Annotated in this window: 21 protein-coding genes; 15 read left to right on the plus strand and 6 right to left on the minus strand. The window is 62.6% G+C overall.

Annotated features, from left to right (window positions below):
• Window positions 1-127 precede the first annotated feature (127 nt).
• Window positions 128-952, minus strand: a complete 825-nt coding sequence (locus NLY42_RS13215) for a MurR/RpiR family transcriptional regulator (RefSeq protein ID WP_023671160.1) — start codon at window positions 950-952, stop codon at window positions 128-130.
• Window positions 953-1099: 147 nt separating this feature from the next.
• On the opposite strand from NLY42_RS13215, the gene NLY42_RS13220 reads away from it, so the two are divergent.
• The 15 genes from NLY42_RS13220 (at window position 1100) to NLY42_RS13290 (ending at window position 17882) form a co-directional block, all read left to right on the plus strand.
• The gene (locus tag NLY42_RS13220) at window positions 1100-1918 is read left to right on the plus strand and encodes an N-formylglutamate amidohydrolase (protein ID WP_023671161.1); all 819 of its coding nucleotides are present in this window, start codon (window positions 1100-1102) and stop codon (window positions 1916-1918) included.
• A 17-nt stretch (window positions 1919-1935) separates the two neighbouring features.
• Window positions 1936-3480: an amino acid permease gene (locus NLY42_RS13225; RefSeq protein ID WP_023691842.1), complete on the plus strand. Its 1545-nt coding sequence runs from the start codon at window positions 1936-1938 to the stop codon at window positions 3478-3480.
• A 78-nt stretch (window positions 3481-3558) separates the two neighbouring features.
• On the plus strand, window positions 3559-5115 hold the full coding sequence (locus tag NLY42_RS13230) for an amino acid permease (RefSeq protein WP_023691841.1): 1557 nt from the start codon (window positions 3559-3561) through the stop codon (window positions 5113-5115).
• 79 nt (window positions 5116-5194) lie between these two features.
• Complete coding sequence (locus NLY42_RS13235; protein WP_023701008.1) at window positions 5195-6565, plus strand: glutamine synthetase family protein; 1371 nt, start codon at window positions 5195-5197, stop codon at window positions 6563-6565.
• A gap of 90 nt (window positions 6566-6655) precedes the next feature.
• Window positions 6656-7111: a DUF7662 domain-containing protein gene (locus NLY42_RS13240; RefSeq protein WP_023695631.1), complete on the plus strand. Its 456-nt coding sequence runs from the start codon at window positions 6656-6658 to the stop codon at window positions 7109-7111.
• A gap of 35 nt (window positions 7112-7146) precedes the next feature.
• A complete protein-coding gene (locus NLY42_RS13245) occupies window positions 7147-7527 on the plus strand; it encodes a type II toxin-antitoxin system VapC family toxin (RefSeq protein WP_245263563.1) in 381 nt (126 codons plus the stop codon).
• 13 nt (window positions 7528-7540) lie between these two features.
• Entirely contained in the window at window positions 7541-8926 is a 1386-nt protein-coding gene (locus tag NLY42_RS13250; RefSeq protein ID WP_023756310.1) for an aldehyde dehydrogenase family protein, read from the plus strand.
• Between the two features lie 18 nt (window positions 8927-8944).
• On the plus strand, window positions 8945-10117 hold the full coding sequence (locus NLY42_RS13255) for an iron-containing alcohol dehydrogenase (protein WP_023755042.1): 1173 nt from the start codon (window positions 8945-8947) through the stop codon (window positions 10115-10117).
• Window positions 10118-10358: 241 nt separating this feature from the next.
• Window positions 10359-11465, plus strand: a complete 1107-nt coding sequence (locus NLY42_RS13260; protein ID WP_023671169.1) for an ABC transporter substrate-binding protein — start codon at window positions 10359-10361, stop codon at window positions 11463-11465.
• A gap of 63 nt (window positions 11466-11528) precedes the next feature.
• Window positions 11529-12443, plus strand: coding sequence for an ABC transporter permease (locus NLY42_RS13265; protein ID WP_023671170.1), 915 nt, complete (start codon window positions 11529-11531; stop codon window positions 12441-12443).
• Complete coding sequence (locus NLY42_RS13270) at window positions 12440-13231, plus strand: ABC transporter permease (protein ID WP_023671171.1); 792 nt, start codon at window positions 12440-12442, stop codon at window positions 13229-13231. The genes NLY42_RS13265 and NLY42_RS13270 overlap by 4 nt, the downstream gene beginning before the upstream one ends.
• A 30-nt stretch (window positions 13232-13261) precedes the next feature.
• Window positions 13262-14326, plus strand: coding sequence for an ABC transporter ATP-binding protein (locus tag NLY42_RS13275; protein ID WP_023683214.1), 1065 nt, complete (start codon window positions 13262-13264; stop codon window positions 14324-14326).
• A gap of 152 nt (window positions 14327-14478) precedes the next feature.
• On the plus strand, window positions 14479-16032 hold the full coding sequence (locus NLY42_RS13280; RefSeq protein WP_023704038.1) for a cation:proton antiporter: 1554 nt from the start codon (window positions 14479-14481) through the stop codon (window positions 16030-16032).
• An 88-nt stretch (window positions 16033-16120) separates the two neighbouring features.
• Entirely contained in the window at window positions 16121-17029 is a 909-nt protein-coding gene (locus tag NLY42_RS13285; RefSeq protein ID WP_023671173.1) for an endonuclease/exonuclease/phosphatase family protein, read from the plus strand.
• A gap of 7 nt (window positions 17030-17036) precedes the next feature.
• Entirely contained in the window at window positions 17037-17882 is an 846-nt protein-coding gene (locus NLY42_RS13290) for an EamA family transporter (RefSeq protein WP_023755041.1), read from the plus strand.
• A 29-nt stretch (window positions 17883-17911) separates the two neighbouring features.
• On the opposite strand, the gene NLY42_RS13295 is transcribed toward NLY42_RS13290, so the two are convergent.
• The 5 genes from NLY42_RS13295 to NLY42_RS13315 form a co-directional block, all read right to left on the minus strand.
• A complete protein-coding gene (locus tag NLY42_RS13295) occupies window positions 17912-18292 on the minus strand; it encodes an MFS transporter (RefSeq protein ID WP_023683218.1) in 381 nt (126 codons plus the stop codon).
• A gap of 89 nt (window positions 18293-18381) precedes the next feature.
• A complete protein-coding gene (locus NLY42_RS13300; RefSeq protein WP_023683219.1) occupies window positions 18382-18699 on the minus strand; it encodes a Dabb family protein in 318 nt (105 codons plus the stop codon).
• A 20-nt stretch (window positions 18700-18719) separates the two neighbouring features.
• Entirely contained in the window at window positions 18720-20348 is a 1629-nt protein-coding gene (locus NLY42_RS13305) for a GMC family oxidoreductase (RefSeq protein ID WP_023755040.1), read from the minus strand.
• 12 nt (window positions 20349-20360) lie between these two features.
• Window positions 20361-21122 (minus strand): 3-ketoacyl-ACP reductase, encoded by a 762-nt coding sequence (locus NLY42_RS13310; RefSeq protein WP_023755039.1) that lies wholly within the window; start codon window positions 21120-21122, stop codon window positions 20361-20363.
• Complete coding sequence (locus NLY42_RS13315) at window positions 21119-22621, minus strand: GMC oxidoreductase (RefSeq protein WP_023755038.1); 1503 nt, start codon at window positions 22619-22621, stop codon at window positions 21119-21121. The genes NLY42_RS13310 and NLY42_RS13315 overlap by 4 nt, the downstream gene beginning before the upstream one ends.
• Window positions 22622-22623 lie beyond the last annotated feature (2 nt).

Genomic DNA, 22623 nt, shown 5'->3' on the forward strand with positions numbered 1-22623 from the left:
AAAACGCGCAGCGACGCACCCGGTATGTGCGAAGCCGCCGCAATATCATGGCTTTATGGCAATTCTGCCGCTTCCATGCACATTAAATCTGCGTAATTTTGCGCACTTGCGGCGGGGATTGAGCGTGTCAGCGCAGGCTTTCGAGGTCGCGGATGCGCCTGGCGCTGTCGGCCTCGAGCTGCCTGGTGACGGCGCCGATCAGCGTCTCGGCGACAACGAACAGAGCGGCGGAAGAGTCCCACGCCGAAGGCACGGCGGTGCGTCCGGCAATGACATGGCGGGCGAAGCGGGCGATCGGCGATAGCCACTGGTCGGTGAACAGCACGATCTGAACGCCGCGCTGATGCGCGGTCTGGGCAAAGCGGACCAGACTGTCCTGATAGCGCCTGATGTCGAAGATCACCAGCACGTCGCGCTTGCCCATGTCGATCAGCCGGTCGCGCCAGATGCTCTCCTGGCCGGCAAGGTGATAGACATCGGGCTGGATGATGGCGAGATGGGCGGCCATGTAGCGTGCCAACGGATCGGTGAAGCGGCCGCCGATCAGGAATGTCTTGCCGCGCCGGTCGGCAAGCCTTGCGGCGATGTCGGCAAGCTGTCTGTCGGAGAGATGCCTGAAGGTCTCGCGCATATTGTCCAGCGTCGCCTCCAGCATTGGCGATACTGCACCGCTTGGGGAGGCCGGGTTGAGCGTGCGCGATGCCGGCGACTGCAATTGCGCCGCCAGTTCGTCCTGCAGCGCCGACTGGAATTCGGGATAGTTCTGGAACCCCAGCCTGGAGACAAAGCGCAGGATGGTCGGCGACGATACGCCGGCGGCGGTCGAGAACTCGGCGACCGTCTTCAGCCCGATCAGCGGATAGTTCGCAATCAGTGTCTGCGCGGCGCGGCGCTCGCCGGCCGGCATCGTGCCGATGCGGTCCGAAATCAGTTCGGCAATGCTGGAAATCATCGTTTTCCCCACCCCTGAGCCCGTCCAGACCGCTTCCCCGAAATCGCATTTGACAAAGCCGGACAAACTGTATGAAATCATCCACAGGGACGCAATGAGGCAAAATACGTAACATAAGATACAGCGCTCCCCAGGGGACGGCAGACTATGGAGAGAGCACGGCCCGCCAGCCTTGCATCGTCTGATACCGTAGGGGTGACGAACCCCGGCGGGTCCAGCCCTTTCGTGCTGACCTGCGACCACGCTTCCAACTTCCTGCCGTCCGAATTCGGCACGCTTGGCCTGCCGGCCGAGGACCTCTCCCGCCACATCGCCTGGGACCCCGGCGCGCTGCCGGTGGCGCGCCGCATCGCGACCGCCCTCGATGCGACGCTCATCGAAACCCGCATCTCGCGCCTGATAATCGACTGCAACCGTCCGCTCGACGCACCGGACCTGGTGCCGCCGGTCAGCGAGACGACGGCCATTCCGGGCAATGCCGGCCTGTCGGACAGTGAGCGCGCCGAGCGCATCGCTTTGTCGTGGCGGCCGTTCCACGACACGATCGCATCGATCATCGACGACCGGCAGGCGCGTGGGCAGGACACCCGGCTGGTGTCGGTGCATTCCTTCACGCCGGTCTACAAGGGCAAGAACCGGCCCTGGCATATCGGCATCATCCATGATGACGACCGCCGGCTGGCGTCGCCGCTGATAGCGGCGCTGCAGCGGCTCTCCGGCGTCACTGTCGGCATCAACGAGCCCTATTCGCCGGCCGACCGCGTATATTTCACTTTGGAGCGCCATGCACGCTCGCGCGGCCTTGCCTGCGCAATGATCGAAATCCGCAACGACGAGATCTCCGGCGAGACCGGGCAGCGGAAATGGGCGGATCTGCTCACGGGCATTTTTTCTGACCTGGAACCCGAGGAGGCCAAGGGTTCCCGGCGACACGCAATGGGAAAGTCAGTTCAATCGGCCAGCTAGAAAAACAGGGGACGAAAATGGCAGGACCGGACAAATCAGACGCTGAAAGATCGGAGGATGTAAAAACCCTCCATAGCATGGGCTATGCCCAGGAGTTGGCTCGCCGCATGAGCGGCTTCTCGAATTTCGCAATTTCCTTTTCGATCATTTGTATTCTGGCGGGCGGCATCACGTCCTTCCCGCTGGCCATGGCGACCGGCAGCGGCTTCGAGGCGACTGTCGGCTGGGTCATCGGCGGCGTCTTTGCACTTGTCGTTGCCGCGTCCCTTGGCCAGATCGGCTCGGCCTACCCAACGGCCGGCGGTCTCTACCACTGGTCGTCAATTCTCGGCGGGCGCGGCTGGGGCTGGGCCACGGCCTGGATCAACTTGCTCGGCCTGGTCTTCGTCGTCGCCTCGGTCAATGTCGGCGTCTACGCGCTGTTCAAGGACCTTGTCTGGTCCGGCGTGTTCGGCAACGACGTCTCCGCGTGGGGCTATCAGGAGCAGGTGATCGGCGTTGTGATCATCACGGTCGCACAGGCGCTGATCAACCATTTCGGTATCAGGCTCACCACCATGCTGACGGATTTCTCGGGCTACCTCATTCTGGTCGTCGCCGTCGTGTTGACCGCGATGTTCCTGATCTGGGGCGCAAGCTGGGATTTCTCGCGGCTCACCACCTTCGTCAACAACACCGGTGATCCAGGCGCAGGCTACGTTCCGACCGCACGGACGGCACTCGTCGCCTTCCTGATCGGCCTGCTCTACCCACTCTACACCATCACCGGCTTCGACGCTTCGGCCCACACGTCCGAAGAGACCCACAATGCCCGCGTGGCGGTGCCGCGCGGCATGATCCATTCGGTCCTGTGGTCGCTGGTGTTCGGCTTCGTCATGGCCGTTTCGTTCGTACTGGCCAGCCCCGATCTGGCAGCGACGGCCAAGGATGGCGCTAATGCCTGGTTCAATCTCTTCAACAACCTGCCGGCACCATTCCTGCTGAAGAGCATCATTGCCATCGCAATCGTGCTGGCGAACTTCATCTGCGCTCTCGCCGGACTGACGTCGACCTCGCGCATGATCTTTGCCTTCGCGCGTGACGGCGGCCTGCCCGGTTCGTCGGTGTGGAAAACCGTCAGCCCGACATGGCGCACGCCGGTGGCGGCAATCTGGCTCGGAGCGGTGCTCGCGGTCGCAGCGACATTGTACTCGCCGGCTTTTGCCGCACTGGCGGCCGGCTGTGCATTGTTCCTCTACGTGTCCTACGCCATGCCCGTGGCCGCCGGCCTGCTTGCCGAGGGCAAGAGCTGGACCGAATTCGGCCCGTTCCGCCTCGGCATCTGGTCCAAGCCGTTCGCCGTCATCACGGTGCTTGGCGTTCTGGTGCTGATGTATGCCGGCATCCAGCCGCCCTTCGACATCCTGATCAACTATGCCATCGGCCTGATCGTTCTGCTCGTGGTGCTGTGGTTCGGCATCGAATCGCGCCGCTTCAAGGGCCCGCCGATCGGCGCCGACATTGCTCGCCGCGCTTCGGAGATCGCGGCCGCGGAAGCAGCCGTCGGCCAGACGGCAGGCTAACAGCAAAGACTAGATGCTCCGGCCGGCGAAAGCCGACCGGGGCAGGGCCGGCCAGTTAAGAATGCAAAGGGGACTACAATGGCAGCACCGGGTTATTCAGACACAGACAAGGCGGAAGACGTAAAGCACCTCCATTCCATGGGCTACGCCCAGGAACTTGAGCGGCGGCTAAGCCGCTTCTCCAACTTCGCCGTTTCCTTCTCCATCATCTGCATCCTGTCGGGCGGCATCAATTCGCTGGCGCAGGCAACGTCGGGCGCCGGTGGCATCGGCATCGGCATCGGCTGGCTGGTCGGCTGCTTCGTCTCGCTCACCTTCGCGGTCGCCATGTCGCAGATCAGCTCGGCCTATCCGACGGCCGGCGGCCTCTATCACTGGGGTTCGATCCTCGGCAATCGCGGCACCGGCTGGGTGACGGCCTGGCTCAACCTGCTCGGCCTGATCACCGTGCTCGGCGCCATCAATGTCGGCACCTGGACGTTCTTCATCGGCGCCTTCGGGCCGACGCTCGGCATCGAGGGTACGCTGACCAATCAGATGATCTTCCTGGTCATCATCACCGGCGCCCAGGCCCTGATCAACCATCTCGGCATCAAGCTGACTGCGAAGTTGACCGACTTTTCGGGCTACCTGATCTTCTTCGGCTCGATCCTGATTGCTGTCGTCTGCCTGTTCTCCGCCGAGACCTGGGATTTCAGCCGGCTCTTCACCTTCCACAACTACTCGGGTGAGGCCGGCGCCAGCGTCTGGCCGTCCGTCTCGAACGCCTGGGTGTTCGCTCTCGGCCTTCTGCTGCCGATCTACACCATCACCGGCTACGATGCTTCGGCACACACTTCCGAGGAAACCATCAAGGCGGCCTCATCGGTGCCGCGTGCGATGGTGATGTCGGTTATCTGGTCGGCGGTCTTCGGCTATTTGTTCCTGGCCGCCTTCGTACTGATGATCCCCAACATGGACGACGCCGCCAAGCAGGGTTGGAACGTGTTCTTCTGGGCCTTCGACCAGCGCGTCAGTCCCGGCCTCAAGGAGTTCGTCTACCTCGTCGTGTTCATCGCCCAGCTGTTGTGCGGCCTCGCAACCGTCACCTCGGCTTCGCGCATGATCTTTGCCTTCTCGCGTGACGGCGGCCTGCCGGGCTCGTCTGCACTGGCCAAGGTCAGCCCGACCTATCGCACGCCGGTGGCGGCGATCTGGACGGCGTCGGTCCTGTCGGTGCTGTTCGTCTGGGGTTCGACGCTGGTTTCGGTCGCCGGTACCTCGGCCTACACCATCGTCGTGTCCTGCACCGTCATCTTCCTGTTCCTGTCCTTCACCGTGCCGATCGTGCTCGGCATGGTGGCCTGGGGAACGCCGAAGTGGGACAAGATGGGACCGTGGAACCTGGGCCGTGGCATCTTCATGCTGTTCGGCGTTCTCTCGATCGTGTCGATGATCCTGATCTTCATCATCGGCATCCAGCCGCCGAACGACTGGGCGCTGTACATCACCGTCGGCTTCTTCATCCTGACGGCGATTGTCTGGTTCGCCTTCGAGCGCAATCGCTTCCAGGGCCCGCCGCTGGGGGACATCATCGCGGCACGTCAGGCAGCGATTAAGGCCGCCGAACAGGCGGTCGGCGAAACCGGCCACTGACGTCACCATCATGGCCATGGCCGGCGTGCAGCCGGCTATGGTTTCGTCCTCAACGACCAAGCACTGGAGTGCCAAAGGAATGGCCGGAAATTTCTCGTTCGATCAGTTGAAGAAAGCGGTCTCCAGTGGCGAGATCGACACGGTGCTGGCCTGCATCGTCGACATGCAGGGGCGGCTCGCGGGAAAGCGTTTCCTGGCGCAGTACTTTGTGGATTCTGCTCATGACGAGACGCATGGCTGCAACTATCTGCTCGCCGCCGACATCGATATGGAGCCGGTGCCGGGCTACAAGGCGGCAAGCTGGTCGAAGGGCTATGGCGACTTCGTCATGAAGCCGGACCTTGCGACGCTGCGGCGGATTCCGTGGCTGGAAAAGACCGCGCTGGTGATCTGCGACGTGCTCGACCACCACACCCATGACGACCTTCCGCATTCGCCGCGCGCGATGCTGAAAAAGCAGGTCAAGCGGCTCACCGAACGCGGCTATATCGGCTACTTCGCCTCCGAGCTCGAATTCTACCTGTTCAACGAGACCTACGATTCCGCCCGCAAGAAGCACTGGCAGGGGCTCGACACCGCGTCGCCTTATATCGGCGACTACCAGATCGGCATCACCACCAAGGAAGAAGGCGTCATGCGCCGGCTTCGCAACGAGATGGAAGCGGCGGGCATCCCGATCGAAAACTCCAAGGGCGAATGGGGCCCGGGCCAGGAAGAGATCAATGTGCGCTATGCCGAGGCGCTCGACATGGCGGACCGCCACGTCATCCTGAAGAACGGCGCCAAGGAGATTGCCGAGTCCGAAGGCAAGTCGATTTCCTTCATGTCGAAATACAATTACGGGCTCGCGGGCAACTCCAGCCACATCCACAATTCGCTGTGGAGCGCCGATGGCAAGACACCATTGTTCTTCGACAAGAAGGCTGACTGGACTTTGTCCACCCTCGGCCAGCAATGGGCGGCGGGACAGCTCAAATACGCCAGGGAGTTTACCTGGTTCCTGGCGCCCTACATCAACTCCTACAAGCGCTTCCAGGCCGGCACCTTCGCACCGACCAAGATCATGTGGAGCGAGGACAACCGCACCGCCGGCTTCCGCCTGTGCGGTGAGGGCACCAAGGGCATCCGCATGGAATGCCGCATCGGCGGCGCCGACCTGAACCCCTATCTCGCTTTCGCGGCGCTGATCGCCGCCGGCCTTGCCGGCATCGACGAGAAGCTCGAACTGCAGAAGCCGTTCGTCGGCGATGCCTACCAGGCCTCGCGCCTGCCAGAGATCCCGAAGACGCTTCGCGACGCCACCGAGACGCTGGCCAAGTCGAAGATGCTGAAGCAGGCACTCGGCGATGACGTGCTCGAACATTATGTCCACACCGCAAAGTGGGAGCAGTTCGAATACGACCGCCGGATTACGGATTGGGAACTGCACAGGGGGTTCGAGCGGTATTAAAACTTTTTACAGCTTTAATGTTGACAATGTAGTGAAGTTAGTACCATATGGTACCTGTAAACTGCAGTGCGCTACATTGAGGAGTTTGCAATGTCCAAATATGCGCCGCTCAAGGACTTTCTCATTGCCCAAAATGTCGATCGCGTTCCGATGTCATTCGCCGAAATCGAGAGAGTGCTCAATCTGCCGCTGCCCGCATCGAAGCAATACCCTGCATGGTGGAGCAACAATCCGAGCAACAATCCCATGACAAGGGAGTGGCTTGAGGCTGGGTTCGAGACCGAATCCGTCAATATAGGGAGTGGGAAACTGGTATTTCGCCGCGTTCGCAAAGTACCCATTTCGGCGCCGCCCAGTGGTAGCGTGCCTGCCGCGCCAAAGGAGGCGCGCGCGGATCGCCACCCCGGTTTTGGTTTCATGAAGGGCCTGATAACAATCGAAGCCGGATTTGATATCACCAAACCTTTCGATGACGAGCCATGGGACCGGGGCTATCTGGGCGGTGAGGCTGACGCGCGTGACGGCAAACTTGCGGTGCGTAAATGAGCGAAGAGCCAAACCTGCTTCTGGATACATGTGCGATGATCTTTGTCGCCAACGATAGTCTGATCGATCCGCACGCAAGCCGGGAGATTTCGGAAGCGGCCTATGACGGCCGTCTGTATCTTTCGCCGATGTCGGCATGGGAGATCGGAATTGGCGTAGCCAAGGGCCGGCTCAATCTGCCATTGGCGCCACTCGACTTCGTGGAGAGATTCATCGAGCGAATGTCGGCAAAGCTCAGCGCTATCTCACCAGCCATTCTGATTGCGTCATCCAACCTGCCCGGTCCGCCCCATAGTGATCCCATGGATCGGATACTGATGGCAAGTGCGAGAGCGTTGGACATGGTTCTGGTGACGCGTGACGAGCCCATCCTTCGCTATGGCCGCAATGGCCATCTGCGCACCCTAGCCTGCTAACTTGGAGTATCCTTTGGAAACCGTAAAACTCAAATCGCCCATCGATGGTTCGATTTACGCCGAGCGGCCGATCGCGACCGACCAGGCGATCAATGCCGCGGTCGAGCGCGCCAAGGCGGCGCAGGAGAAGTGGGCGCTGACACCGATCGTCGAGCGCGGCAAATTTATGCTGGCGATGCTCGAAGCGCTGGTCGCGATGACCGACGAGATCGTGCCGGAGATCGCCTGGCAGATGGGGCGACCGGTGCGCTATGGCGGCGAGTTCGGCGGCGTCAGGGAACGCACCAATTACATGGTCGAGATCGCTGAAGCCGCGCTGAAATCCGTGCCGGCATCCAACCCGAAGGACGGCTTCCGACGCTATGTGAAGAAGGATCCGCTCGGCGTCGTCATGGTGATCGCGCCGTGGAACTATCCCTATCTGACCGCCGTCAACACCATCGTGCCGGCACTGATGGCCGGCAATACCGTTATCCTCAAACATGCGGCGCAGACGCTGCTGGTCGGCGAACGGTTCCAGCAGGCGTTCGACAAGGTTGGGCTGCCCAAGGGCGTGTTCCAGAATGTCGTGCTGAACCATGCCCAGACCGAGAAGCTGCTCGGCTCGGGCAAGATCGACCATGTCAATTTCACCGGTTCGGTCGGCGGCGGCCGCGCCATCGAGAAGGCGGCGGCCGGCACCTTCATGACGCTCGGGCTCGAACTCGGCGGCAAGGATCCGGCCTATGTGCTGCCCGACGCCAAGCTCGACCATGCGGTGGCCAATCTGGTCGACGGCGCCTTCTACAATTCCGGCCAGTGCTGCTGCGGCATCGAGCGCGTCTATGTGCATGAGAAGGTCTACGACCAGTTCGTCGAAGGTTTCATCGCCGAGACGAAGAATTATGTCGTCGGCAATCCGCTGGAACAGGAGACGACAATGGGGCCGATGGCGCAGGCGCGCTTTGCCGACCTGATCCGCGAGCAGAAGGCCGAGGCGCTGCGCAAGGGTGCAATCGCACACATCAATATGAAGGTGGCTAACGACAAGGCCGGCTCGCCCTATCTGGCGCCGGAAGTGCTGACCGGCGTCGACCACCAGATGAGCGTCATGCGCGAGGAAAGTTTTGGCCCGATCGTCGGCATCATGAAGGTGCGTAACGACGAGGAGGCTATCGCGCTGATGAACGACAGCCCCTACGGGCTGACCGCTTCGATCTGGACCGGCGATATCGAGCATGCGGTGGCGATCGGCGACCGCGTCGAGACCGGCACCGTGTTCATGAACCGCTGCGACTACCTCGATCCGGCGCTGGTCTGGACCGGCGTCAAGGACACCGGCAAAGGCGTCGCCCTTTCGGCGCTCGGCTACGACAATCTGACCCGGCCGAAATCCTTCCATCTGCGCGAAGCCATCTGATTTTTTGAAAGACAAGACATGTCCAAGCTGATCTCCAAATGGAACTACCCGACCACCGTCCGCTTCGGTGCCGGGCGCATCAAGGAACTGCCTGAGGTGCTCGCGGCCACCGGCATTAAGCGGCCGCTTTTCGTCACCGATCCGGGGTTGGCGAAACTGCCGGTCGTCGCTTCGACGCTGAAAATCCTCGACGACGCCAAGGTATCCTATGGCGTGTTCTCCGAGGTGAAGCCGAACCCGGTCGATTCCAACCTCACCGCCGGGATCGCCGTGTTCAAGAAGGGCAAGCATGACGGCGTCATCGCCTTCGGCGGCGGTTCAGCGCTCGATCTCGGCAAGCTGATCGCGTTCCAGGCTGGCCAGACGCGGCCGATCTGGGACTTTGAGGATGTCGGCGACTGGTGGACGCGCGCCAATTCGGATGCCATCGCGCCGATCATAGCCGTGCCGACCACTGCCGGCACAGGCTCGGAAGTCGGGCGTGCCGGCGTCATCACCAATGAGGCGACGCACACCAAGAAGGTGATCTTCCATCCGAAGCTTTTGCCGGCAATCGTCATTGCCGATCCGGAACTGTCGGTCGGCATGCCCGGCTTCATCACCGCCGGCACCGGCATGGATGCGCTGGCGCACTGCCTCGAAGCCTATTGCGCGCCGGGCTATCACCCGATGGCCGACGGCATTGCGGTGGAAGGTGTGCGCCTGGTGTTCGAGAACCTGCCCAAGGCCTACGCCAACGGCAAGGACCTTGTCGCGCGCGCCCACATGATGAGTGCGGCCGCCATGGGTGCTGCCGCCTTCCAGAAGGGTCTTGGCGCCATCCACTCGCTGTCGCATCCGATCGGCGCGCTCTACGACACCCATCACGGCATGACGAATGCGGTGTTCATGCCCTATGTCTTGGCCTTCAATCGCGACTCCATCGAGGAGCGGATTGCCCGGCTCGCTGCCTATTGCGGCATCAAGGGCGGGTTCAACGGTTTTGCCAAAGCGATCGTCAAGCTGCGCAAGGAATTGAAGGTGCCGCATGCACTGCCCGGCCTGATCAAGGGGCTCGACATGGACAAGAAGCGCAAGGGGCTGATCGCCGACATGGCGGTGGTCGATCCGACAGCCGGCGGCAACCCGGTCAAGCTGACCAAGAAAGCAGCGCTGACGCTGCTCGAAAACTCTATCGCCGGTACGGTCTGAGGCGGTTTCCTGTGCCGGAATTGATCTGGAAACGAGGGGAAAGGAAAGGGCAAAGGGGCAAGAGACAAGGCTATAAACCATTAGCCGGGAAATTAAGTGCAGGCTAATTGCTACAGCCTGTTAAAAAGAGTTAACTTTTCGTGCCGCCGGGCGCCTGTTTCAAAAAGCTTTCATCTGGCTGTCACACGAAATCGATACCGCATCGCAGGCGTCCAGGACGCCAGTTCAACGGAGAGAACACATGTTCAAGTTCACAGGGAAAGTGCTTTCCCTTTCGGCCGTCGCCCTCATGGCGACCTCTGCTATCTCGTCGGCCCAGTCCATGGATGAACTGGTTGCCGCAGCGAAGAAGGAAGGCCAGCTCACGACCATCGCGCTGCCCCATGACTGGTGCGGCTACGGCGCCGTCATCGACGGCTTCAAGGCAAAGTATCCTGAGATCACCATCAACGAACTCAACCCCGATGCCGGCTCCGGCGACGAGGTCGAGGCGATCAAGGCCAACAAGGACAACAAGGGCCCGCAGGCGCCCGACGTCATCGACGTTGGCCTGTCCTTCGGCCCGACCGCCAAGGCTGACGGCCTGATCCAGCCCTACAAAGTGTCGACCTGGGACTCGATCCCCGACAGCGCCAAGGATGCCGATGGTTACTGGACCGGCGACTACTATGGCGTGCTATCCTTCCTGGTGAACAAGGACCTCGTCAAGGAAGCGCCGGCTGACTGGGCTGACCTGCTGAAGCCGGAATTCGCCAACACCGTGGCGCTTGCCGGCGACCCGCGCGCCTCGAACCAGGCCATCCAGGCCGTCTACGCGGCCGGCATTTCCGGTGGTGCGGCTGCCGGCGAAGCTGCTGGCACTGCTGGTCTCGACTTCTTCAAGAAGCTTAACGCCGCCGGCAATTTCGTGCCGGTCATCGGCAAACCGGCGACCCTGGCACAAGGCCAGACGCCGATCCTGGTGACCTGGGATTACAATGCACTTGCCGGTCGCGACACGCTGAAGGGCAATCCGCCCGTCGACGTCGTCGTGCCGAAGACCGGTGTCGTTGCCGGCGTCTATGTGCAGGCGATCAGTGCTTTCGCACCGCATCCGAACGCTGCCAAGCTCTGGCTGGAGTATCTCTACTCCGACGAAGGCCAGATCGGCTGGCTGAAGGGCTATTGCCACCCGATCCGCTTCAACGATCTTGCCAAGAACGGCAAGCTCCCGGCGGACGTGATGGCCAAGCTGCCGCCGGCCGAGGCTTACGCTGCCGCGGTGTTCCCGACGCTGGACGAGCAGGGCAAGGCAAAGGAAGCCGTCACCAAGAACTGGGATGCCGTCGTCGGCGCCAACGTCAAGTAAGGCTTGAAACCAACCGGGCGGCCTCGCGGCCGCCCGGTGTTCCTCGGAGACGGTAGCCGGCGCATGACAGATATCTCGCTTTCCGATCACGCAGTTGCCGGGAAGACCGCGCCCCCCAGCGAGGCGCGTGCAATGCGACTGCCGACGCAGTGGCTCGGCGTTGCGCCATTCTTCATCTTCGCCATCATGTTCCTGATCCTACCCACGCTCTATCTGATGCTGGGTGCATTCCAGAACGATGCCGGCGAATTCACGTTCGAAAACATAGCAGCACTGGCGCAGCCATCGATTGTCGCCGCCTACTGGATCTCGCTCAAGGTCAGCCTTTCCTCGTCGCTGATCGGCGCCTTCGCAGGTCTCGGCATCGCCATCGCCATCGTGCGCGGCGGCCTGCCGGAGTGGATACGTTCGGCGACGCTGACATTCTCCGGCGTGGCTTCCAATTTCGCCGGCGTACCGCTGGCCTTCGCCTTCATCGCCACGCTCGGACGCCTCGGTCTCGCCACGGTGCTGCTCAACACCGTGTTCGGCCTCAACATTTATGCGCACGGCTTCAACATCCTATCGTTCTGGGGCCTGACGCTGACCTATGTCTATTTCCAGATTCCCCTAATGGTGGTCATCATCACGCCGGCGATCGACGGCTTGAAGAAGGAGTGGGGCGAGGCTGCGGCGACGCTTGGCGCCACCCAGACGCAATACTGGCGCATGGTGGTCATCCCGGTGATCTGGCCGAGTTTCCTCGGCACGGTCATCCTGCTCTTCGCCAATGCCTTCGGCGCCATCGCCACCGCCTATGCGCTGACCGGCTCTTCACTCAACATCGTACCGATCCTGCTCTATGCGCAGATACGCGGTGACGTGCTGCACAATGCCCATCTCGGCTATGCGATCGCCTTCGGCATGATCGTCATCACCGGGCTGGCCAATGTCTTCTACATTTGGTTCCGGACGCGCTCGGAGAGGTGGCTGAAATGAAGTCCGGAAAATTCTGGGCCTGGGTCGTCTTCGGGCTGGGCGCGGCCTATTTCTTCATTCCGCTGATCGCGACGGTGGAATTTTCCTTGCGCATGCGGCGCGGCGCTTATTCCTTCGACGCCTATCAGATCGTGCTTGGCGACCCTCGTTTTCAGGCGACCTTTGGCTACTCAGTGCTTGCCGCAATCTTCACCATCATTCTGGGCGTGTTGATCGTGGTGCCCGCCGCCTACTGGATTCGACTGCGCCTGCCGCAACTGCGGCCGATCGTAGAGTTCATCACGCTGCTGCCGCTGGTCATTCCCGCCATCGTCATCGTCTTCGGCTATATCAGGATGTACGGTTCGAATTCGCCGCTGCCGTTCCTGGCGACCGACATGGGCACAAATGCCTTGCTGGTCATCGGCTATGCAATGCTGGCGCTGCCCTACATGTATCGCGCGGTCGATACCGGACTGCGCACCATCGACGTCAGGACGCTGACCGAAGCGGCGCAGATCCTTGGCGCCGGTTGGGGCACGATCATTGGTCGTGTGATCCTGCCCAATGTGCTGATCGCCGTGCTGTCGGGCGCCTTCCTTACCTTCGCCATCGTCATTGGCGAATTCACCATGGCCAGCTTGCTCAACCGGCCCGCCTTCGGCCCCTATCTGCAAAACGTTGGCGCCAACCGCGCCTATGAGCCGGCGGCGCTTGCCATCATCGCCTTCGCCATCACCTGGGGCTGTATGTCGCTGATCCAGATCCTGTCCCGTTTCGCGCCGAGATCGGCGAACCGCCCGAACTGATCGACAAAGTACTGATCGAAAGAAAAAGCCATGGCCGAACCATTCCTCTCCATCCAGCATGTGCGAAAATCCTTCGGCGCCACCACCGTGGTCGAAGATTTCAATCTTGATGTCGAGCCGGGCGAGTTCGTATCCTTCCTTGGGCCATCGGGTTGCGGCAAGACCACCGTGCTGCGCATGGTCGCCGGTTTCGAAGAGCCGTCGGCGGGCAAGATCGTCGTCGCAGGCAAGGACATCACGAGGCTAAAGCCCAACCAGCGCAATGTCGGCATGGTGTTCCAAGCCTATGCGCTGTTCCCCAACCTGACGGTGGCGCAAAACATCGGCTTTGGCCTGAAGGTCGCCGGCATGCCCAAGGCGGACATCGACAGACGCGTGGCCGAGATGCTCGACATCATCAAGCTGCCGCAGATGGCCGACCGCTATCCCTACCAGCTTTCCGGCGGCCAGCAGCAGCGCATCGCGCTGGCGCGTGCCATCGCGCCGAAGCCGAAGCTGCTTTTGCTCGACGAGCCGCTGTCGGCGCTCGACGCCAAGGTACGTGTGTCGTTGCGCGAGGAAATCCGCTCGATCCAGAAGAAGCTCGGCATCACCACCATCTTCGTCACCCATGACCAGGAAGAGGCGCTGTCGATCTCCGACCGCATCGCGGTGATGTATGGCGGCAAGGCCGAGCAGGTCGGCACGCCGTTCGAGATCTACAACCGGCCGGCGACCAAGTTCGTCGCCAACTTCGTCGGCACGCTGAACGTGCTCGAAGGCAAGGTCACTGACGCCGCGGCCGGCACGGTGCAAGTCAACACGCAGGAAGTCTCGCTCAAGGGCAAGCTCAACGGCTCGAAGTCGGGCGACACGCTGTCGCTGGCGCTGCGTCCCGAGGCGATCTCGCTCGGACGCCAGCCCGGTCGCGATTCAAGCCTGTCGGGCGAAATCTCCGAAGTGCACTTCCTCGGCTCGGTCATTCGCGTTCGCGTCGGCATCGGCGGCAACACGGTGTCGCTCGACACCTTCAACAGCCCGGCCACACCACCGCCGGCTGTTGGCGAGAAGGCGGAGATATCGTTTTCATCGAGCGACATGCTGGTGCTGCACTAGTAAAAGCAGCATCCCAAGGGAACCGAGACGGTCGAATCAGGCCAGCGCGATGAACGGCCGTATCCTGCCAAGGTCGGGCGTTTGCTGGACAATCAACAGCATCTTGCCATCCAGCCACTGCCCATGATGCCGCTTCGCCGCTACGATGGGCCATGGCGCTATTCGAACTTACCCTCATCCTGCTTCTGGCTGCCGTCGCGCTGACGGCGCTGTCGCGGCGGCTGGAAATTCCCTATCCGTCCCTGCTGGCTCTGGCCGGCGTCGCGATTGCCTTCGTACCCGGTGCGCCGACGATCGAGATCGATCCGGAGCTGGCGCTTGCCCTGTTCATCGCGCCGGTGCTTCTCGACGCCGCCTATGACACGTCGCTGCGCGACCTCAAGCGCTACCGGCTGTCGCTCGCGTTGCTCGCGCTAGGCGCCGTGGTCTTCACCACCGTGGTGGTTGCCTTGGTCGGCTGGAAGATGGCCGGCCTGCCGATCGCGGCGGCAATCGCGCTTGGCGCCATCGTCGCGCCACCGGATGCGGTGGCCGCATCCGCCGTGCTCAGCCAGTTCAAGGTACCGCACCGCATCACCGCCATCCTGCAGGGCGAGAGCCTGCTCAACGATGCCACGGCGCTGCTGATCTACCGGCTGGCGGTTTCGGCGGCGCTTGGCACGATCATGCTCAGCAACGCCGTTCCGGTGATCCTGCTGGCAACGATCGGCAGTGTGATCGCGGGCTATCTGTTTGGCCGCGTCTCGCTGCTGGCGCTCGGCCGCATCGAGGATGCGGCGAGCAGCACGGTGGTGCAGTTTGCCGGAACCTTCGCCGTGTGGATCATCGCCGACAGGCTCGGCCTTTCCGCCATCATCACCATCGTCGTCTATGCCATGACCATTGCGCGCAGGGCGCCGCGCCAGTCGTCGGCGAGACGCCGCGTCAGCACCTATTCGGTCTGGGAGTCGGCGGTGTTCGTGCTCAACGTGCTGGCTTTCGTGCTGATGGGCCTGCAGGCACGCACGATCGTTGGCAGGCTGGCCGGCGACGGGCAAGGCGAAGCATTCCTTTTCGCCGCAACGGTGCTGGTCGTCGTTATCGTCGCGCGCCTTGTCTGGGTGGCGAGTTACGTCGCGATCATCCGGTGGCTTGCCCGCTTCGGCAGCCAAGAGGCAAGGCGGGAATTGCCGACGTTCGGCGGCGCCGTCATTGTCGGCTGGTGCGGCATGCGTGGGTTGGTGACGCTGGTGGTGGCCATTGCGCTGCCGGCCGATTTTCCCGGCCGCGACCCGATAGTGCTTGCCGCCTTCGCGGTGGTGCTGGGCACGCTGGTGCTGCAAGGCATGACGCTGAAGCCGCTGCTGCGCTGGATCAACTTCGACCCCGATAGAACCGTCGACAATGAGGTGGCGCAGGCGCGCGTCGCCATCATGCAGGCAGCACTGGACGTGCTGAGCCGCAAGACATCTGCGGCCGCCGCCGTCGTGCGCGAACAGTATGAAGCGCAGCGCCTGATTGCGGAAAACCCGGAGGACGCTCAGGCCGCGACCGAATACGACCGGCTGCGCCTCTATGCCATCAACCGCCAGCGCGACACGCTCGAGGAGTTGCGCAGCAACGGCACGATCGGCGACGAAGCCTACCACCGGCTGGAGGAAGAGATCGACTGGGCCGAACTGGCGGCATCGCCGGCGGGCCGGTTCCAGCCGCTGACCACATCATAGACGCTGGCCCAGTTCCGCCGTCGTGCCGGTACATTGCAACCCGTCTGCCGAACCGCTACTGCCAAAGCGAAATTGAGCCGGATAAGCAATGAAGCTGGTCAGCTACAACATCCAGTACGGGTTCGGCGGCGATGGCCGTTACGATCTTTCGCGCTGCACCAAGCTGGTCGACGGCGCCGATATCATCGCGCTGCAGGAGGTCGAGCGGCATTGGCAGCGCACCAATGAGGACGACCAGCCGGAGGTCCTGTCCAAGCTGCTGCCTAGCTATTACTGGGTCTATGGCCCGGCCTTCGACATGGACGCCAGTGAGCAGCGCGACGGCCGGGTCGTCAACCGCCGCCGCCAGTTCGGCACCATGCTGCTGTCGAAGCTGCCGATCGCCTGGTCGCGGCTGCACGCGCTGCCCATGCGCCGCACGCTGCGGCCGCTCAACACGCGCAACGCCGCGCTCGAATGCATGATCCGCACGCCGGCCGGACCGGTAAGGGTCCTGTCGCTGCATCTCGCCCATATCGCGGCGGAGGAGCGTCTGGAGCAGATCGACTATCTCTTGGCCGAGCATCGCCGCGCGCCGTCCGAGGGCGGCCCGTGGAGCGGCGCGGACGATGAGCCTTCGCGCAACTGGACCAGTGGCGAGGCCGAGCCGGAAAACCCGACAGCTGCGATCTGGATGGGCGATTTCAACATGGAGCCGGGCAGCGCCGAATACAGCCGCATCGTCGGCAGCACGCCCTATCATCGCGGGGCAGCTTATCTCGACGGCTTTGTTGATGCCGCTGCCGTCGCTAGCGAGCCGGCTGCCGATTTCCACACCCATGTGAAAACGATCGACGGGAAAGTGGCAAAACGCCGGCTCGACCATTGCTTCGTCGGCGGTATGTTCGCGGACCGTGTGCGCTCGGTCAGTGCCGATATAGGCGAGATCGCTTCAGACCATTTTCCGGTCCGGATCGATATCGATCTCGAAACGCCTTTGAGCTCAGGAGATCGGTGAGCCCTCAATGACGCTTTTCGTCTTTTTCGCGGTGCTTGCCGCCGCCGCCATGCACGCGATCTGGAACGCGCTGGTCAAGGTGCATCTCGATCGCTTCCTGTCGATCACGCTGATGACACTGGGCATGGGGTTTGCCGCGCTTTTCGTGCTGCCCTTCGTCGAGTTTCCGAAGGCCGAAGTGTGGCCTTTCATCATCGCCTCGGTGATTTTCCACATGGGCTACCGGACTTTCCTGATCGGCGCCTACAAGGCCGGCGATTTCGCCCAGACCTATCCGCTGGCGCGCGGCACGGCGCCGCTTTTGACCGCCCTCGGCGGCGTTGTCGTGGTGCAGGAGATGCCGGCGCCTTTCGCCATCCTCGGCATCCTGCTGCTGTCGGCCGGCACGTTGGTGATGTCGTTTCGCGGCGGCGCGCATCTGGAGCGGATCAATGTGCGGGCGGTCGGCTTTGCGCTCGGCACTTCGATCTTCATATCCAGCTACACGCTCTCCGACGGCAGCGGCGCGCGGCTGGCCGCAACGGCAACGAGCTATGCCGCATGGCTGTTCATCTGCGATGCCACGTGGGCGCTGGTGCTGTGCCTCATCTTTCGCGGGCCCAAGGCGCTGCCCGTGCTGGCGCGCGACTGGAAGGCAGGCCTGTTCACCGGCGTGCTCAGCGGCGCGGCCTACTGGATCGTCATGTGGGCGATGACCAAGGCGCCGATCGCCTCGGTGGCGTCGTTGCGCGAGACGTCGATCCTGTTTGCCATGATGATCTCGGTTTTCGCGCTCGGCGAGAAGATGACAGGCTGGCGCGGCGCCGCCGCGCTCGGCATCGTCGCCGGTGTCGTGGCCCTCAGACTGGGCTGAGAGCCTGATACTTCAGCCGAGCACCGTCATCACCTGTCCGCGCCGTTCCGTACTGAAGCGGATGACGACGATGATGCAGACGGCGACCACGCCGGCAAACAGCGCCAGCGCGTAGCCACGAGATTGGGCGAGAAGGCAGCCAGCGCGCCGATCACCGAATAGCTTACGATGTTGAGCATCAGAATGGGCTTGCGGCCATATTTGTCGGCCAGCCTGCCGAAGAAGAAGGCGCCGATGAAGCGTGTCGCCAGCGTCAGGAACAACGCTTTGGAGACTGCCGGGACGTCAGTGTTGGATTCGGTTGCGATATCGGTGAGCAGGAACGTCAGAAGGAAGAAATCAAAAGCGTCGAGCGTCCAGCCGAGGAAGGAGGCAAGGACGGTTTTCTTCTTCTGCGCGGTGAGAGCCACGACGTTCCTCCTAAACGCCCCCGGGGAACGATATGTTCCTTGGGGCGCAAAAGAGAACAGGCGTCAGCCGGCTTTCGAAAGAAGCGCGGTCACTTTTTCGTAATGTCGAGATCGAACACCATCAGCCCGTCGGTGCCGCCTTCGAGCGCTGCGACCAATCGGGCGCCGGCGCGCTGATGCGCTTCATGCACGAGATAGGCGTCGCGGGCGGCGGCATCGCGGAAGTCGATGGTGAAGGCATGGCTGAAGCCGCGCGCGAACGGCTCCGGGCTGACATTGGTGCTGAAATGGACCGTGTCCATGCCGTCGACAACAGAGCGCAGTGCTTCGAGATCGGCGTGGATTGCCGTGCGCTCGGTGGCGGGCACATCGCTGCGGAAGCGTACGAAGACGCAGTGTCTGATCATTGGTTCGTTCTCCTAAGTGGCTATGCGGCCCGATTGCCGGAGAACACCGCCGGCGGAAGCGGCTCGCGGCCGAGGATGATGTCGGCGCCTTTTTCGCCGACCATGATGGTCGGCGCATTGGTGTTGGAGGAAGGCACGCGCGGCATCACCGAGGCATCGCAGACGCGCAGGCCCTCGATGCCGCGCAGGCGCAGGTCCGGTGTGACCACCGCCATATCGTCATGGCCCATGCGGCAGGTGCCCACGGGGTGATGGTCGGTCTTGGCGGTGCGGCAGGCATAGTCGATCAGCTCGTCGTCGCTGGCGAGCGATGGTCCGGGCAGCACCTCGCGCAACACGTAAGGTGCAAGCGCCTTCTGCCGCATGATCTCGCGCGCAAGCCTGAGGCCCTTGATCGACATGGCGCGGTCATAAGGGTCCGACCAATAGTTGGGATCGATCAGCGGGTGGTCGGCCGGGTCGGCGCTGCTCAGCCGCACCGTGCCGCGCGAGCGCGGGCGCAGGAAGGCCGAGTTCAAGGTCACGCCGGGGTTCTTCAACCTCTCGACGCCGGCCTCGATGCCGGAGCCGAGTCCCAGATGGAACTGGATGTCGGGCGAGGCGGCGGTCGGATCGGCGTACCAGAAGCCGCCGGTCTCGAACAGGCTGGAGGCGACCGGCCCTTTCTTCAGCAGCAGATACTGCAAGCCGGCCCACGCGGTGCGGTGCAGCTTGGCGTAGTTGTCATAGGTGTGGTCGCCGGTGCATTCGGCGATGACGAACAAATCGAGATGGTCCTGCATGTTGGAGCCGACACCGGGCAGATCATGCACCGGCGTCACGCCGACCGATTTCAGGTGATCAGCCGGGCCGATGCCCGACTGCATCAACAGCTTCGGCGAACCGATGGCGCCGGACGAGACGATCACTTCGCGCTCGGCGCGCATGATGGTCTTCTCGCCGCCGGGTTTGTCGACGATCTCGACGCCGGTGGCGCGGCCTTTCTCGACGACGATGCGGGTGACCAGCACATCGGTTCGGACCGTCAGGTTCTTGCGGGCGCGGATGGGCTTCAAATAGGCGACCGAAGCGGATGAGCGCCGGGCGTCCTTCTGGGTCAGCTGGTAGTAGCCGACGCCTTCCTGGCTAGCGCCGTTGAAATCCGGGTTGAAGGGGATGCCCATCTCTTGGCCGGCGCGGAAATAGGCTTCGCAAATCGGCAGCGGCGAAATAGGGTTCGACACGCCGAGCGGCCCCTGGTCGCCGTGAAAATCGTTGGCGAAGCGCTGGTTGTTCTCGGCGCGCTTGAAATAGGGCAGCACGTCGCGATAGCCCCAGCCCGCGAGGCCCTCTTCCTTCTCCCATGCGTCGTAGTCGCGAGCGTTGCCGCGCGTGTATATCTGGGCATTGATGGACGAGCCGCCGCCGACCACCTTCGCCTGCGTATACCAGAAGACGCGGTCCTGCATGTGCCTCTGCGGCACGGTCGACCAGCCCCAGGAAGCGATGCCCTTGGTCATCTTGGCAAAGCCCGCCGGCATGTGGATGTAGGGGTGCCAGTCCTTGCTGCCGGCCTCGAGCAGCAGCACGGAATTCGCTGGATCCTCGCTCAGCCGGTTGGCCAGAACGCAGCCGGCCGGGCCGGCACCTACGATGATGTAGTCGGTCATAACTCTATCCACCTACAGTCGAGGCACGGAGAGCGCGCCGTCGACATTGATAATCGAGCCTGTGGAAAAGCCGAGCTTGCCGGCGGCAAGCGTCGCCACCACGGCGCCGATGTCCGATGCTTCGCCCCAGCGTTTTGCCGGCACCAGGCCGCTGTCGATAAGCGCGTCGTATTTGGCTGATACGCTCGCGGTCATGTCGGTGCGAATGATGCCGGGCCGCAGTTCGAACACGCCGATGTTTTCCGGCGCAAGCCGTAGCGCCAGGTTCTTCACCCACATCGAAAGGCCGGCTTTCGAGATGCAGTAGTCGGCGCGTTCCGGCGAGGCCATATCGGCGCTGACCGAGGTGATGGTGATGATCGAGCGCGGATGATTGCTGGGAGCCGCCAGCATCGCCTTGGCGACGGCCTGGCTAAGGAATACGGTGCCGCGCAGATTGATGCCGAGCGCACGGTCGAAGTTTTCGGGCGTCAGCTCCAGCAGATCGCCGCGCACCACGGCGCCGACGCCGGCATTGTTGACGAGGCAATCGATTCGGCCGAAAGCGCGTGTGGCGGCGTCGATAAGTGATGCGTGATCGGGAAGGCTGGCAATGTCGCATCGGTGGTAAGCGAACTTTGCGCGGCGCGCGATGATGTTTTCAACAAGCCGTTTGGCGGGGTCGTTGGCCAGGTCAGCGACGAGAATGTCGAAGCCTGCATCGGCCAGCGCCTCGGCGCAGGCCAGTCCAATGCCGCGCGCGCCGCCGGTGACGATGGCTGCGGGGCGGATCATGCCGCGAGGTCCGTTCGGCGAATATGCTCGGCCACGCGCAACGCCTGGGCGGCAATCGACAGCGCCGGATTCACAGCAGCCGAGTTCGGCAGGAAGCTCCCGTCGACGACGAACAGGTTCTGGTGATCGAACGCACGGCAATACGGGTCGAGCGGCGACGTCGCCGGGTCATCGCCCATTTTCACCGTGCCGCACTGGTGCGAGGGCGTGCGCTTGTCGAAGGGACGCGACAGCACGATGGGATAACCGCAGGCGCGGAAGTTCTCACGCATCACCTTGGTCAGCCCGTCCAGCGACTGCATGTTGGAGCGCCGCCATTGCATGACGATGTCCTTGCCGTCGACCATGATGCGGCTGTCCGGATCGGGTAGATCCTCGCACATCAGATACCAGTCGACGGCGTGACCGGCCATGTAATCGAGCGCGAATTTCGGCACGCGTTTGACGTTGGCCTTCAACATGTTGCCGTCGATCTTGCCGAGCAGCTGGACGTTGCCGAGCGGCTTGCCGCCTTTGCCGTCGGAGAGATAGTAGTCATTCAGCATCAGCGTCTTCTGGTAGACGCTGTCGTTCCTGCGGCGCGGATCGATCGCCAGCATGGCGCTCGAATTATGGTTCATGAAATTGCGGCCGACCTGGTCGGAGCTGTTGGCGAGGCCTTTGCCGTCTGATGACGGCGAGCGCAGCAGGATGACGGCGGAATTGACCGCGCCGGCGGACAGGATGACCAGCTTCGGCGCGACTTTCTTCAGCTCGCCATTCTGACGGTAGTGAACGGCAGCGATGCTTTTGCCGTCGGACGACGCTTCGAGATATTCGACATGGCAGCCGGTTTCGAGTCGGATATTGCTGTCCTTGAGTGCAGCCGTCAGCGGTCCGGTCTGCGCATCGACCTTGCCCTGGGCGGTATTGGGGAATGCGTCCCAGCCGGTCTTGCCCTCTTTCAGCCAGGTGTCGATGTCGACGCCGAGCGGCAGCGAGGCCGGATGCAGGCCGAGGGCTTTCAACTCAGCGCGGGCGCGGGCAATCGGCGCTTCGTCGGGCACCGGCTTGAAAGCATAGGGGATCGAGTGGAACGGTTCGGTCGGGTCCTCGCCGAGCGAGCCGCGGACGCGAAACAGCTGCTCGGCTTTCGAATACCAAGGCTCGAATTCATCGTAGGAAAACGGCCATGCCGGCGAGACGCCACCGAAGTGCTCCATGGCGGCGAAATCCTCTTTGCGGTAGCGGATCAGCACCGCGCCGTAGAATTTCGAATTGCCGCCGACATAGTAGTAATTGCCGGGGTTGAAGGCCGCACCGCCGGCCTCGCGCCACATCTCCTTCGGACGGTAGTGGCCGTCGACGAAGATGGAGCGCGTGTCGCGGGCATGCGGCGTTGCCGTCAAGGGCTCACCGCGCTCCAGCATCAGGATCGAGGCACCGCTGCCCGCCAGACCGGAGGCGATCGTAGCGCCGCCGATACCGGAGCCGATGATGACGATATCGGGGCTGACCATCT

It is taken from the genome of Mesorhizobium sp. C372A, from assembly GCF_030323245.1.
Taxonomy (GTDB): Bacteria; Pseudomonadota; Alphaproteobacteria; order Rhizobiales; family Rhizobiaceae; genus Mesorhizobium.

Bases quoted from the DNA above. Each gene is read 5' to 3' on its own strand.
- NLY42_RS13215 (WP_023671160.1), bottom strand. From the start codon at position 952: ATGATTTCCAGCATTGCCGAACTGATTTCGGACCGCATCGGCACGATG.
- NLY42_RS13220 (WP_023671161.1), top strand. From the start codon at position 1,100: ATGGAGAGAGCACGGCCCGCCAGCCTTGCATCGTCTGATACCGTAGGG.
- NLY42_RS13225 (WP_023691842.1), top strand. From the start codon at position 1,936: ATGGCAGGACCGGACAAATCAGACGCTGAAAGATCGGAGGATGTAAAA.
- NLY42_RS13230 (WP_023691841.1), top strand. From the start codon at position 3,559: ATGGCAGCACCGGGTTATTCAGACACAGACAAGGCGGAAGACGTAAAG.
- NLY42_RS13235 (WP_023701008.1), top strand. From the start codon at position 5,195: ATGGCCGGAAATTTCTCGTTCGATCAGTTGAAGAAAGCGGTCTCCAGT.
- NLY42_RS13240 (WP_023695631.1), top strand. From the start codon at position 6,656: ATGTCCAAATATGCGCCGCTCAAGGACTTTCTCATTGCCCAAAATGTC.
- NLY42_RS13245 (WP_245263563.1), top strand. From the start codon at position 7,147: ATGATCTTTGTCGCCAACGATAGTCTGATCGATCCGCACGCAAGCCGG.
- NLY42_RS13255 (WP_023755042.1), top strand. From the start codon at position 8,945: ATGTCCAAGCTGATCTCCAAATGGAACTACCCGACCACCGTCCGCTTC.
- NLY42_RS13260 (WP_023671169.1), top strand. From the start codon at position 10,359: ATGTTCAAGTTCACAGGGAAAGTGCTTTCCCTTTCGGCCGTCGCCCTC.
- NLY42_RS13265 (WP_023671170.1), top strand. From the start codon at position 11,529: ATGACAGATATCTCGCTTTCCGATCACGCAGTTGCCGGGAAGACCGCG.
- NLY42_RS13270 (WP_023671171.1), top strand. From the start codon at position 12,440: ATGAAGTCCGGAAAATTCTGGGCCTGGGTCGTCTTCGGGCTGGGCGCG.
- NLY42_RS13275 (WP_023683214.1), top strand. From the start codon at position 13,262: ATGGCCGAACCATTCCTCTCCATCCAGCATGTGCGAAAATCCTTCGGC.
- NLY42_RS13280 (WP_023704038.1), top strand. From the start codon at position 14,479: ATGGCGCTATTCGAACTTACCCTCATCCTGCTTCTGGCTGCCGTCGCG.
- NLY42_RS13285 (WP_023671173.1), top strand. From the start codon at position 16,121: ATGAAGCTGGTCAGCTACAACATCCAGTACGGGTTCGGCGGCGATGGC.
- NLY42_RS13290 (WP_023755041.1), top strand. From the start codon at position 17,037: ATGACGCTTTTCGTCTTTTTCGCGGTGCTTGCCGCCGCCGCCATGCAC.
- NLY42_RS13300 (WP_023683219.1), bottom strand. From the start codon at position 18,699: ATGATCAGACACTGCGTCTTCGTACGCTTCCGCAGCGATGTGCCCGCC.
- NLY42_RS13305 (WP_023755040.1), bottom strand. From the start codon at position 20,348: ATGACCGACTACATCATCGTAGGTGCCGGCCCGGCCGGCTGCGTTCTG.
- NLY42_RS13310 (WP_023755039.1), bottom strand. From the start codon at position 21,122: ATGATCCGCCCCGCAGCCATCGTCACCGGCGGCGCGCGCGGCATTGGA.
- NLY42_RS13315 (WP_023755038.1), bottom strand. From the start codon at position 22,621: ATGGTCAGCCCCGATATCGTCATCATCGGCTCCGGTATCGGCGGCGCT.